Source organism: Rathayibacter sp. AY1E6 (assembly GCF_002931115.1).
Classification (GTDB): domain Bacteria; phylum Actinomycetota; class Actinomycetes; order Actinomycetales; family Microbacteriaceae; genus Rathayibacter.
On sequence record NZ_PSVK01000001.1, the window covers coordinates 19,015 to 31,429 of the forward strand.

Sequence of the window (12,415 nt, forward strand, 5' to 3'; positions counted from 1 at the left end):
GCATGGAGCCGGTGCGGCCCGAGGACCCGGCCCGATCGGAGGAGCCGGTCCGGCCCGAGGTCGGCGACGCGATCGCGCAGGCCGCCCGCCGCTCGGGACTCGGCGCGGTCGCCGACGGCGAGCCGTTCGACGGGAAGGCGCTGCTGCGCACCATGGGCGGCGTCCGGGGGATCCTCGAGGCCGTCGTGCCCGGCATCGCCTTCGTCCTGCTCTACACGGTCACCTCGGAGCTCGTGCTCTCGCTGGTCGCATCCGTCGGGCTCGCCGTGGCGTTCACGGTGGCGCGGGTGCTCGGCCGGACGCCGGTGATCCAGGCCGTCGGCGGACTGCTCGCCGTGGTGGTCTCGGCCGCACTGGCGCTGTTCACCGGGCGGGGCGTCGACAACTTCGCCCTGGGGCTGCTCACCAACCTCGTCTACGGGCTCGTCTTCCTCCTCTCCGTCCTCGTGCGCTGGCCCCTGATCGGCGTCGCCGCCGGCTTCCTGATGGGGGACGGCACCGCCTGGCGATCCGATCGGCGCAAGCGCCGCCTCTTCGGCGCCCTGACCCTCGCGTGGGCGGGGCTCTTCCTCCTGCGCCTGGCCGTGCAGTACCCGCTGTTCCTCGCCGAGGACACCACGGCGCTGGGCATCTGGAAGCTGGCGCTGGGCCTGCCCCTGTACGCGCCGCTGCTGGTGCTCACCGTGCTCGCCGTCCGGGCCGAGTACCGCGGAGCCGACGAGCGCGCCGATGCGGGCGATGCTCCGGATCGTGCGTAGAATTGTCTCGACGTCGAGATAAATAGCGCTCGCCTCCCCGCACCGTCGCGGCGAGGTCGACCGGGCGCCTCGGCGTCGAGGAGTTAGGTCCTCCTTGGTGGCAGGCCGCTGTGCGCGGTCGTCAAGATGAGGACGGAGAGCGGCTCCGCCCGTCGGCGGACGCTGCAGTCAGCGAAGGAGAGGGCGACGTGTCCGCGGTAGACAGCTTTGGATCGAAAGACACCCTGAAGGTCGGCTCGACCGACTACGAGGTGTTCCGCATCGACCGGGTCCCCGGTCACGAGAAGCTCCCGTTCAGCCTCAAGGTGCTGCTCGAGAACCTCCTCCGCACGGAGGACGGCGCGAACATCACCGCCGACCACATCCGCGCCCTCGGCGAGTGGGTCCCGGAGTCGGAGCCCGACACCGAGATCCAGTTCACGCCGGCCCGCGTGGTCATGCAGGACTTCACCGGCGTGCCCTGCATCGTCGACCTCGCCACGATGCGCGAGGCCGTCGCTGCCCTGGGCGGCGACGCGAACCGGATCAACCCGCTCGCGCCCGCCGAGATGGTCATCGACCACTCCGTCATCGCCGACCTCTTCGGCACCGAGGACGCGCTCGAGCGCAACGTCGAGCTCGAGTACGAGCGCAACGGCGAGCGGTACCAGTTCCTCCGCTGGGGCCAGACCGCCTTCGACGACTTCAAGGTCGTCCCGCCCGGAACCGGCATCGTGCACCAGGTCAACATCGAGTACCTGGCCCGCGTCACCATGACCCGCGAGGTGGGCGGCGTGCTGCGCGCCTACCCCGACACCTGCGTCGGCACCGACTCGCACACGACGATGGTCAACGGCCTCGGCGTGCTCGGCTGGGGCGTCGGCGGCATCGAGGCCGAGGCCGCGATGCTCGGCCAGCCCGTCTCGATGCTCATCCCGAAGGTCGTCGGCTTCAAGCTCACCGGCTCGATCCCGACCGGCGTGACCGCGACGGACGTCGTGCTCACCATCACGCAGATGCTGCGCAAGCACGGCGTGGTCGGCAAGTTCGTCGAGTTCTACGGGGCCGGCGTCGCCGCGGTGCCGCTCGCCAACCGCGCCACCATCGGCAACATGAGCCCCGAGTTCGGCTCCACCGCCGCGATGTTCCCCATCGACGACGTGACCCTCGACTACCTGCGCCTCACCGGCCGCAGCGACGAGCAGATCGCCCTCGTCGAGCAGTACTCCAAGCTGCAGATGCTCTGGCACGACCCCGCGGTCGAGCCGGTCTTCAGCGAGTACCTCGAGCTCGACCTCGGCACCGTCGTCCCCTCGATCGCCGGCCCGAAGCGCCCGCAGGACCGGATCGAGCTCTCGTCCGCCAAGACGCAGTTCGAGTCGGACCTCACCAACTACGCGGACGTCTCGCACGACATCGTCGACCTGACCATCGCGGAGTCGTTCCCCGCCTCCGACCCCGGAGAGCTGCAGCCGCAGGACGAGCACAGCAGCCACGAGCACACCCACCGCTCGCACGCGCCGGCGACCGCCTCCAAGCCGACCACGGTCGAGCTCGGCGAGGGCGGGACCTTCACGATCGATCACGGCGCCGTCGCGATCGCGGCGATCACCTCGTGCACCAACACGTCGAACCCGTCCGTCATGCTCGCGGCCGGCCTGCTGGCCCGCAACGCGGCGCAGAAGGGTCTGAAGGCCAAGCCGTGGGTCAAGACCACGCTGGCGCCCGGATCGAAGGTCGTCACCGACTACTACGAGAAGGCCGGCCTGACCGAGTCGCTCGAAGCGCTCGGCTTCTACACGGTCGGCTACGGCTGCACGACCTGCATCGGCAACTCCGGCCCGCTGCTCGAGGAGATCTCGGCCGCGGTGCAGGACAACGACCTCGCCGTGACCGCCGTGCTCTCGGGCAACCGCAACTTCGAGGGCCGCATCAACCCGGACGTGAAGATGAACTACCTGGCGAGCCCCCCGCTCGTCATCGCCTACGCGCTCGCCGGCTCGATGAACTTCGACTTCGAGGTCGACGCGCTCGGCACCGACTCCGACGGCAACGACGTGTTCCTCAAGGACATCTGGCCCGACGCGGCCGAGGTGCAGGCGACGATCGACTCGTCGATCGACAAGTCGATGTTCGACACGCAGTACGCGGGCGTGTTCGACGGTGACGAGCGCTGGCGCGCGCTGCAGACCCCCGAGGGCTCGATCTTCGAGTGGGACGAGTCGTCGACCTACGTGCGGAAGCCCCCGTACTTCGACGGCATGACGATGGAGACGACCCCGGTCACCGACATCGCCGGTGCCCGCGTGCTCGCCAAGCTCGGCGACTCCGTCACGACCGACCACATCAGCCCCGCCGGCTCGATCAAGGCCGACAGCCCCGCCGGCCGCTACCTCGACGAGCACGGCATCGACCGCAAGGACTACAACTCCTACGGCTCGCGCCGCGGCAACCACGAGGTGATGATCCGCGGCACGTTCGCGAACATCCGCCTGCGCAACCAGCTGCTCGACGGCGTGGAGGGCGGTTACACCCGCGACTTCACTCAGCCGGACGCCCCGCAGTCGTTCATCTACGACGCGTCGCAGAACTACCAGGCCGAGGGCACCCCGCTCGTCATCCTGGGCGGCAAGGAGTACGGCTCCGGCTCGTCGCGCGACTGGGCGGCCAAGGGCACGAGCCTGCTGGGCGTCAAGGCGGTCATCGTCGAGAGCTTCGAGCGGATCCACCGCTCGAACCTCATCGGCATGGGCGTCGTCCCGCTGCAGTTCCCCGCGGGCGAGAGCTGGGAGTCGCTGGGCCTGGACGGCACCGAGTCGATCAGCATCTCGGGCATCGAGGAGCTGAACGAGGGCGTCACCCCCAAGACGGTCCACGTCGTCGCCGAGCCGACCGAGCACTCGGCCGAGGGCAAGCGGACCGTCGAGTTCGACGCGGTCGTCCGCATCGACACCCCCGGTGAGGCGGACTACTACCGCAACGGCGGCATCCTGCAGTACGTGCTGCGCTCGCTCGTCTAGATCAGCCGCAGAGCGTGTGCGCCTTCCCTGCGGGGGAGGCGCACACGCGTTCCCGGGGGCCCCGTGCGTAGACTCGGGAGACGTCCCCACCTCGCTCACGACCCCGGAAGGCGGCGCGCATGGCTGTTCTCGAGACCATCGGCGGTCCTCGCGATCTCGATCGCCTGACCGCGGCCGAGCTCGAGACGCTGGCGCAGGAGATCCGCGACTTCCTCGTGCGCGAGGTCTCGAAGACCGGAGGCCACCTGGGGCCGAACCTCGGCGTCGTCGAGACGACCATCGCGATCCACCGGGTCTTCGACTCGCCGCACGACGCGATCGTGTTCGACACCGGCCACCAGTCCTACGTCCACAAGCTGCTCACCGGTCGCCAGGACTTCTCGAAGCTCCGGCAGCGCGGCGGCCTCGCCGGCTACCCGCAGCGGAGGGAGTCGCCGCACGACATCGTCGAGAGCTCGCACGCCTCCAGCTCGCTGTCCTGGGCGGACGGCATCTCCCGCGCCTTCACGATGACCGGTCAGACCGACCGCCACGTCGTCGCGGTCGTGGGTGACGGCGCCCTCACCGGCGGCATGACCTGGGAGGCGCTGAACAACATCAGCGACGACAACTCCCGCGGGCTGGTCATCGTGGTCAACGACAACGGGCGCTCCTACGCCCCGACCATCGGCGGCATGGCCCGCTTCCTCAACGGCGTCCGCACGCGGCCGACCTACCGCACGATGCACCGCGGCTCCCGGGCCGTCTCGGAGCGGCTGGGCGGCCCCGCCGCCGCCGTCTACCGCGGCGTGCGCGGCGGGCTCCACGGCTTCCTCAGCCGCTTCATCAACAACGAGGCGCTCTACTCCAACCTCGACATCAAGTACCTGGGGCCGATCGACGGACACGACCTGACGGCGATGGAGGAGGCCCTCCAGCAGGCGAAGGACTACGGCCAGCCGGTCATCGTCCACGCGATCACCCAGAAGGGCAAGGGCTTCGGTCCGGCCGTGCACGACCTCGCCGACCAGTTCCACGCCGTCGGGCAGATCGACCCCGAGACGGGCGAGCCGCTGAGCGCGGCCGGGGCCCGATCGTGGACCTCGGTGTTCGCCGAGGAGATCGTCACCCTGGCCGACGAGGACCCGACGATCGTCGGCATCACGGCCGCCATGCTCCGGCCCGTCGGTCTCGACCGCCTCGCGGAGAAGTACCCGGAGCGCGTCTTCGACGTCGGCATCGCGGAGCAGCACGCCGTGACCTCGGCCGCCGGTCTCGCCTTCGGCGGGCTGCATCCGGTCGTCGCGCTGTACGCCACCTTCGTGAACCGCGCCTTCGACCAGGTGCTGATGGACGTCGCACTGCACCGCGCGGGCGTCACCTTCGTACTGGACCGCGCCGGAGTCACCGGGCCCGACGGTCCGAGCCACCACGGCATGTGGGATCTGGCGATCCTGCAGGTCGTCCCGAACATCCGCCTCGCCGCTCCGCGAGACTCCGTGCGTCTGCGCGAGGAGCTGCGCGAGGCCGTGGGCGTCACCGACGCGCCGACCGTGGTGCGCTTCTCGAAGGGGAGCGTCGGCGACGAGATCGACGCCGTCGAGCGCCTCGGCGACGGGGTCGACGTGCTCGCCCGCGCCGAGCGCAAGGACGTGCTGCTGGTCACGGTCGGGCCGATGGCCGCGATGGGTCTCGAGGTCGCTCAGCGGCTCGCGGCCCAGGGCATCGGAGCCACCGTCGTCGACCCCCGCTGGGTCGTGCCCGTGCCCACCAGCATCATCGAGCTCGCCCGCGAGCACCGCATCGTCGTCTCGATCGAGGACGGGGTGCGCGTCGGCGGGATCGGCACGCGCATCCGCCAGGACCTGCGCGAGGCCGGCGTGGACACCGCGGTGACCGAGCTCGGGCTGCCCGACCAGTTCCTCGACCACGCCAAGCGCGAGGAGATCCTCGAGGACGTCGGACTCACTCCCCAGCACATCGCTCGCGACGTCGTCGCGCAGGTGCTGGGCAGCAAGATCCCGGTCGCCCGTCCGCTCCCGGACGAGGTCGAGGCCCGGGACGACGCCCGCAGCGACTGATCGGCCGTCGGGACCCGTCCCGCAGGCGACGCGCGGAAGGGGCGCCGGATCAGATCCGGCGCCCCTTCCGCGTCGTTGCACTCCGCGTCAGTCGACGCCGCGGATCGCGGGGTGGTGGAACGTGTCCCCGAACGCCCGCTCGCTCGCGCCGACCCGGTCGAGGTAGGGCGTGAGCCCGCCCATCTGGAACGGGTAGCCCGCGCCGAGGATCAGGCAGAGGTCGATGTCCTCCGCGGCGTGCACGACGTCGTCGTCCAGCATCCGCTTGACCTCGTCCGCGAGACCCGTCTCGACGCGCAGCCGCAGCTGCTCGGCCGTCATCGGCTCCGTGCCCCCGGCGACGATCGCGACCGCGCGCTTGTCGACGCCCTTCACACGCCCCTTCGCGTCGCGCTCGAAGACGTGGCCGAGCTCGGCGAGGCGGTGCAGGTTGGGGCTGTCGAAGAAGCGGTCGGGGAACGCGGCGTGGTGGGTGTCGAGCACGTGCGCGCCGACCTTGAGGCCCACCAGCTCGAGCAGCTCGAACGGGGTCATCGGCAGGCCGAACGGAGCCAGCGACTGCTCGACGATCTCGAAGGGAGTGCCCGTGTCGACCGCGTGCATCGCCTCGCCCAGGACCTTCGCCAGCACGCGGTTCACCACGAAGCCCGGGGTGTCGCGCGTGATGACGGCGTTCTTCTTGAGCTTCGCGGCGGTGACCATCGCCGTCGAGAGGGTCTCGTCGTCGGTGTGCGGCGTCCGGACCACTTCGATCAGCGGCATGACCGCGACCGGGTTGAAGAAGTGGAAGCCGACGAGGCGCTCCGGGTGCTCCAGCCGCTCGCCGATGCGCTCGACGGAGAGGGACGAGGTGTTGGTCGCGAGCACCGCCGTGGGCGAGACGTAGCGCTCGATGTCGGCGAAGACCTCCTGCTTCACCGACAGCTCCTCGAAGACCGCCTCGATCACCCAGTCGGCGTCGGCGAAGTCGGAGCGATCGGTCGTGCCGGTGATCAGCGCCCGGAGGCGGTTCGCGTCGTCGGGAGAGACGCGCCCCTTCGCCAGCAGCGCATCGATCTCGGCGCGGATGCCCGCGACGCCCTTGTCGACCCGCTCCTGGTCGAGGTCGGTGATGACCACCGGCACCTGGAGGCGGCGGAGGAAGAGCAGCGCGAACTGCGAGGCCATGAGGCCCGCGCCGACGACCCCGACCTTGGTGACGGGCTTGGCCAGCGCCCTGTCGGGCGCTCCCGCGGGACGCTTGGCGCGCTTCTGCACCAGATCGAACGCGTAGATGCTCGCGCGGAACTGGTCGCCCGAGATCAGGTCGGCCAGCGCCTCGTCCTCGGCGGCGAAGCCCTCCTCGCGGGTGGTGTTCTTCGCGGCCTTGAGAAGCTCCAGCGCGCGGTACGGAGACGCCGCGACCGTGCCGATCCGCGACTCCAGCTGCTTGCGAGCGATCGAGATCGCGACGTCCCACTTGACCAGCCGCTCCAGCTTGCCGGGTGCGTTCGGCCGCTCCACCTTCACGGAGCCGCCGATCACGCCGTCGGCCCAGCGGAGCGAGTCCTCGAGGAAGGCGGCGGGCGGGAAGATCGCGTCGGCGATGCCGAGGTCGAACACCTCCTGGCCCTTGAGCGTGCGGTTGTTCTTGAGCGGGTTCTCGACCACGACCTTGAGGGCGTTCTCGATGCCGATCAGGTTCGGCAGGAGCCACGCGCCGCCCCAGCCGGGGATGATGCCGAGGAAGACCTCGGGGAGCCCGAGCGCGGGGATGGAGGAGTCGACCGTGCGGTAGTCGGCGTTCAGGCCGATCTCGGTGCCGCCGCCCAGGGCGAGGCCGTTGATGAAGGCGAAGGACGGCACGCCCAGCTCGGCCAGCATCCCCAGCGTGCGGTGGCCCAGGCGCGCCAGCTGGCGGCCGAGCTCACGGCTCGGGATGGCCCCGACCTTGCTGAGGTCGGCTCCCGCGGCGAGGATGAACGGTTTGCCGGTGATGCCGACCGCCTGGATCTCGCCGCGCGAGGCGCGCTCCTTCTGCGCCAGGAGGACGTCCGCCAGCTCGAAGAGCGACGCCGGCCCGAAGGTGTTGGGGCGGGTGTGGTCGCGGTCGTTGTCGAGCGTGATCAGAGCGAGCGTTCGGCCGCTGGGCAGCGGCACGTCGCGGACGTAGGAGTGGGTGACGACCTCGCCCTCGGCGAGGTCCACGAGGTTCTCGAATCCGTCGAGCATGGGTCAGCGTCCCTTCCGTCGTCCGCGCTTGCCGTCGTAGTGCGGGTTCTCCCAGATCACCGTGCCGCCCTGGCCGAGGCCGACGCAGAGGGCCGTCACGCCGTAGCGGACCTCGGGGTGCGACTCGAACTGCCGGGCCAGCTGGATCATCAGCCGGACCCCGGAGGAGGCGAGCGGGTGGCCGATCGCGATCGCTCCGCCGTACTCGTTGACGCGCGGGTCGTCGTCGTCGAGGCCGAAGTGGTCGAGGAAGGAGAGCACCTGCACGGCGAACGCCTCGTTGAGCTCGAAGAGCCCGATGTCCTCGATGCCCAGGCCCGCCTTGCGGAGCGCCTTCTCGGTCGAGGGGACCGGGCCGATGCCCATGATCTCGGGCTCGACGCCGGCGTACGCGAAGCTCACCATCCGCATCTTCGCGGACAGGCCCAGCTCCTCCGCGGCCTCGGCGCTGGCCAGGAGCGACACCGTAGCCCCGTCGTTGAGCCCGGAGGAGTTGCCCGCGGTCACCCGGCCGTGGGGGCGGAACGGGGTCCGCAGGCCCGCGAGGCCCTCGAGGGTCGTCTCGGGGCGCGGTGCCTCATCGGCGGTCGCGAGGCCCCAGCCCGCGGCGCTGCGCGTGGCGACGGGGACGAGGTCCGGCTGGATGCTGCCGGCGGCGTACGCGGCGGCGAGCTTCTGCTGGCTCCGCAGGGCGTAGTGGTCGGCGCGCTCCTTCGTCAGGTGCGGGAAGCGGTCGTGGATCCGCTCCGCCGTGCGGCCCATGTTGAGCGCGTCCTCGCCGACGAGGCGCTCGGAGAGGAAGCGCGGGTTGGGGTCGGCGCCGAAGCCCATCGGGTGCCGGCCCATGTGCTCCACGCCGCCGGCGAGGACCACGTCGTAGGCGCCGAACGCGATGCCGCCCGCGGTCGCGGTGACCGAGGTCATCGCTCCGGCGCACATGCGGTCGATGGCGAAGCCGGGCACCGACTTCGGCAGCCCTGCGAGCAGCGCCGCCGTGCGGCCGAGGGTCAGGCCCTGGTCGCCCTGCTGGGTGGTGGCGGCGATCGCCACCTCGTCCACCCGCTCCTTCGGCAGCGCGCCGTTGCGCTCCAGCAGACCGATCATCGCCTTGACGACGAGGTCGTCGGCTCGGGTCTGCCAGTACATGCCCTTCTCGCCGGCACGCCCGAACGGAGTACGGACTCCGTCGACGAACACGACTTCGGATCTCTCGGCCACAATGCCTCCCAGGAACTCACGGTCGCCGTCGATCGTAGGAACCGGCACCGCGCAGCCGGAATCCTTTGCCGCTTCCTACGAAGGGGTTTCGGTGCCCTCGGCCGGCGCTTGGGCCGCTTCGACAAACGCGGTGGCGATCGAGCCCGACGTGGCCTCGACCTGCCAGGCGCGGGCGCCGGCGCGGGTGAGCTCCGCGGCGACCGACTCCGCGGTCAACGGCTCGGGCGGGTTCCAGGCCACCCGGCGCAGCAGCTCCGGCGTGAGCAGGTTCTCGACCGGGAGCGAGAGCAGCTCGGCGATCTCGGTGACCACGGCGCGTCCCGCCTTCAGACGGGCGTCGGCGGCCGGGTTGCGATCGCCCCACGCGCGCGGAGGGGGGAGCGTGTCGGCGGCAGGGCGGGTCGGGCTCGGCAGGTCCTCGGTCGTCGTCCCGCGCTCGATCGCGGCCCACCAGCGCTCGACCTCGCCGCGGCTGGCGCGGCCGGTGAAATCGCGGCGGCCCGAGAGCTGGCCGATGCTGGTCGGGATGTTGCGGGCGACCGCGATGATCGAGGAGTCGGGGATCAGGCGGCCGGGAGCGATGTCGCGCTCGCGGGCGAACGCGTCCCGGGCCAGCCAGAGCTCGCGCGCCACGGCGAGGGGGCGCGGGCCGCGGAGCGAGTGCATGCCGGAGAGGCGGCGCCACGGATCCGGCGGGACCGCCTTCGGGGCGCGCGCGAGCGTCGCCTCGAACTCCTCGCGGGCGATGCGCGTCTTCCGCGCGGCGATGAGCATCTCCTCCATGCGGTCGCGGAGGTCCACGAGGAGCTCCACGTCCTTCGCGGCGTAGACGAGCCAGCTCTGGGGGAGGGGGCGGGTCGACCAGTCGGCGGCCGAGTGCTCCTTGGCCAGGTGGATGCCGAGGAGGTCCTCGACGACGGCGCCGAGGCCCACCTTGGGCAGTCCGAGGAGCCGGGCGGCGAGCTCGGTGTCGAAGATCCGCACCGGGTCCAGGCCCACCTCGCGCAGGCAGGCGAGATCCTGGCTGGCGGCGTGGAGGACCCACTCCTCCTGGCCGATGACCGCCTGCAGGGCGTCCATCCGGCCGATGGCGGGGGGATCGAAGAGGAACGCGCCGGCGCCGCGCCGGTAGACCTGGATCAGGTACGCGCGCTGCGAGTAGGTGAAGCCGGAGGCGCGCTCGGCGTCGACGGCGACGGGGCCCTCGCCGGCGGCGAGGGCGTCGACCGCGGCGAGGAACTCGTCGGGCGTGGAGAGGACACGGTAATCAGTCACGGTTGTTCCGTCGGAAGGCGAGCGGGGTCACACCGTCGCTCGATACGGGCGGGAGACCCGCGAGCATGCACAACAGCTCCCCCCACCCTTCCACGTGAGCGGCGAGCTGCGCATCATCCGGGCTCCAGGAGGCGCGGATCTCGATCTGCGCACCGTCCCCCTGAGCGGCCAGCTCGCCGAAACCGGTGGAGAGCACCTTGGTGGCCGTGCCGGACGCGGCGGAATAGGAGGCGCCCCGCGCCCCGAGGGCGTCGATGAGCCAGGACCAGGCGACCTCGGCGAGGAACGGATCGGTGCCGATCTCGACCTCGAGCGGGGCCTGGGCGAAGCAGACGACACGGAAGGGGCCGCCCCACTGCTCGGGCTCCTCGGGGTCGTAGAGCAGGATGAAGCGCCCCGTGCCCAGCTCGGAGTCGCGTCCGTGCGCGTGCGGCGCGACGTCGCCCGACAGGGCGAGGGCCCAGGGCGCGAGACCCGACGGCGAGGCGATCTCGGACACGGTGAGCTCGGCGCGCGTGGCAGCGGCGCGGATCGACTCCGTCGCGACCCGGAACTCCTCGGGGAGCTGGGACGACGCTGGGAATTCGGGCACGGTCGCAGACTAGGGTTCCGACGCGCCCGGGACGCGGAGGCACGCCGGGTGGGCGGCTCTCAGCGCGTGCGGCTCCAGCGGGCGTAGACGGCCCCGGAATCGTCCGCGGCCAGGAGCGTCAGGGCGTAGGCGTCGTCGACGACGGCCGTGCCCGTCGCGACCGGGAGGCCCGGCAGGACGACGCGCGGCGAGGTGGTGAGGCACAGCTCGTCGACCCGGCCCGAGGCGAGGAACTGGCCCGAGAGCGAGGCGCCGCCCTCGCAGACGACGCGGTGCAGGCCGAGCCCGGCGAGAGCCTCCAGGAGCTCGTCGACGCCGATCCGCTCCGAGGAGGACGGGACCGGGACGACCTCGACGCCGGCGGGGAGCCCCTCCACCGCGCCGCGCGACTCCGGCACCAGCAGCAGGACCCGGGAGCCCTCCTGCAGCTCCAGGCGGTGCCCGGCGAGATCGCCCGAGGCGGAGACGACGGCGAGCGGGACCCGCCGGGGGACGCGGTAGCCCTCGGCGCGGACGCTCGCGGCTCCGACGAGGACGACGTCGGCCTGCTCGCGGACGACTCCGAGGATCGTGCGGTCGACGCGGTTGGTGAGCGTCTCGCTCGTGCCGTCGGAGCCGGTGCTGGAGCCGGTGACGCTCGCGATCATGTTCAGGCGCACGCGCACCGCCTCGTCGGGACGCCAGGCGTCCGCGACCGCCGCTCGCGCGCCCTCCTCGCCGATCACGATCGGCGGACCGGCGGGGACGAGCGGCCGGAGGATCATGCGGCCAGGTGCGCGCGGACCTGCCGCTTGGTACGGCCGAGCAGCGCGGTCATGCCGCGCAGGCGCAGCGGCGAGACCGCCTCCGAGAGGCCGATGGTCTGCGGGAAGTCGTCGGGGACGGCGAGCACCTGCTCGGGGGTGAGCCCGGCCAGGCCCTGCGCCAGGATCGACGCGAAGCCGCGCGTCGTGGGCGCCTCGCGGGGAGCCGTGGCGTGCAGGTGCACGATCCCGCCCTCGACGTCGACGACGATGAAGACGGGCGCCTGGCACTCCTCCACGCGCTCGAAGAGGTCCGGGTGGTCGCGGTAGCGCTCGGGCAGGTCGGGGAGCTCGTTCGAGAACTCGAGCAGGAGCTGCAGGCGCTCCGGCTTCTCGAGGGCGAGGAACTCCTCGCGGATGTCGCGCAGAGCGTCGGGGAGCGTGGTGTCGGTCATCCGGTCCAGTGTCTCATCGGGGGAGGGGCGGCGGGCGGTCGCAGCGGAGGCCGGGAGCCCGGATCCGGCCCGTCGACGGGCGGATCGGCGCTCCCGGCCTCCGT

General features: G+C 71.7%; 9 protein-coding genes. 3 read left to right on the top strand and 6 right to left on the bottom strand.

What is annotated here, in order from left to right:
- Positions 1–2: 2 nt before the first annotated feature.
- The 3 genes from C5C46_RS00090 (at position 3) to dxs (ending at position 5,817) form a co-directional block, all read left to right on the top strand.
- Positions 3–758, top strand: coding sequence for a DUF3159 domain-containing protein (locus C5C46_RS00090; protein ID WP_104225233.1), 756 nt, complete (start codon positions 3–5; stop codon positions 756–758).
- A gap of 188 nt (positions 759–946) precedes the next feature.
- On the top strand, positions 947–3,757 hold the full coding sequence (acnA, locus tag C5C46_RS00095; RefSeq protein ID WP_104225234.1) for an aconitate hydratase AcnA: 2,811 nt from the start codon (positions 947–949) through the stop codon (positions 3,755–3,757).
- A gap of 119 nt (positions 3,758–3,876) precedes the next feature.
- Positions 3,877–5,817 carry a 1-deoxy-D-xylulose-5-phosphate synthase gene (gene dxs / locus C5C46_RS00100; RefSeq protein ID WP_104222098.1) on the top strand — a complete coding sequence of 647 codons (1,941 nt, stop codon included), beginning with the start codon at positions 3,877–3,879 and terminating at the stop codon, positions 5,815–5,817.
- 87 nt (positions 5,818–5,904) lie between these two features.
- Here dxs and C5C46_RS00105 read toward each other — a convergent pair whose 3' ends face one another.
- From C5C46_RS00105 to C5C46_RS00130, 6 genes are all read right to left on the bottom strand, one after another.
- Positions 5,905–8,028, bottom strand: a complete 2,124-nt coding sequence (locus C5C46_RS00105) for a 3-hydroxyacyl-CoA dehydrogenase NAD-binding domain-containing protein (protein ID WP_104225235.1) — start codon at positions 8,026–8,028, stop codon at positions 5,905–5,907.
- Between the two features lie 3 nt (positions 8,029–8,031).
- Positions 8,032–9,246, bottom strand: a complete 1,215-nt coding sequence (locus C5C46_RS00110; protein ID WP_104225236.1) for a thiolase family protein — start codon at positions 9,244–9,246, stop codon at positions 8,032–8,034.
- Positions 9,247–9,321: 75 nt separating this feature from the next.
- Positions 9,322–10,521: a ribonuclease D gene (locus C5C46_RS00115; protein WP_104222092.1), complete on the bottom strand. Its 1,200-nt coding sequence runs from the start codon at positions 10,519–10,521 to the stop codon at positions 9,322–9,324.
- The gene (locus C5C46_RS00120; protein ID WP_104222090.1) at positions 10,514–11,113 is read right to left on the bottom strand and encodes a DUF3000 domain-containing protein; all 600 of its coding nucleotides are present in this window, start codon (positions 11,111–11,113) and stop codon (positions 10,514–10,516) included. The genes C5C46_RS00115 and C5C46_RS00120 overlap by 8 nt, the downstream gene beginning before the upstream one ends.
- Before the next feature lie 59 nt (positions 11,114–11,172).
- Entirely contained in the window at positions 11,173–11,877 is a 705-nt protein-coding gene (locus C5C46_RS00125) for a dihydrofolate reductase family protein (protein ID WP_104222088.1), read from the bottom strand.
- On the bottom strand, positions 11,874–12,311 hold the full coding sequence (locus C5C46_RS00130; RefSeq protein WP_104222086.1) for a SufE family protein: 438 nt from the start codon (positions 12,309–12,311) through the stop codon (positions 11,874–11,876). The genes C5C46_RS00125 and C5C46_RS00130 overlap by 4 nt, the downstream gene beginning before the upstream one ends.
- Between the last annotated feature and the right edge of the window lie 104 nt (positions 12,312–12,415).